The sequence below is a fragment of the Tritonibacter sp. SIMBA_163 genome, from assembly GCF_046535935.1.
GTDB lineage: Bacteria > Pseudomonadota > Alphaproteobacteria > Rhodobacterales > Rhodobacteraceae > Epibacterium > Epibacterium scottomollicae.
On record NZ_JAWJBP010001378.1, the window covers coordinates 1 to 234 of the forward strand.

Here is a 234-nt window from a genome sequence, read left to right on the forward strand (position 1 = left end):
CCTTCACCGTCTTTAATGGCAATTTCCCCTTTTGCGTTGACGATTCTATGCCAGGGAATGCCATGTTTTTGGCTCATGCTGTGAAGGATCCTTGCGACTTGGCGGGCAGCACGCGGGCTTCCAGCTGTCCGGGCTACTTGCCCGTAGGACATGACTTTTCCTTCCGGGATATTTTTCATTATCTCGATTACTTTTTTCGTAAATGGCTGTATCCTTGACTAACTACCCCTTTTT

General features: G+C 47.9%; 1 protein-coding gene. It reads right to left on the bottom strand.

The window, feature by feature from the left end:
• The coding region (locus tag R0J92_RS26800) for an MGMT family protein (protein WP_411053920.1) at nucleotides 1–212 on the bottom strand (212 nt) is incomplete at its 3' end.
• Nucleotides 213–234: the final 22 nt, after the last annotated feature.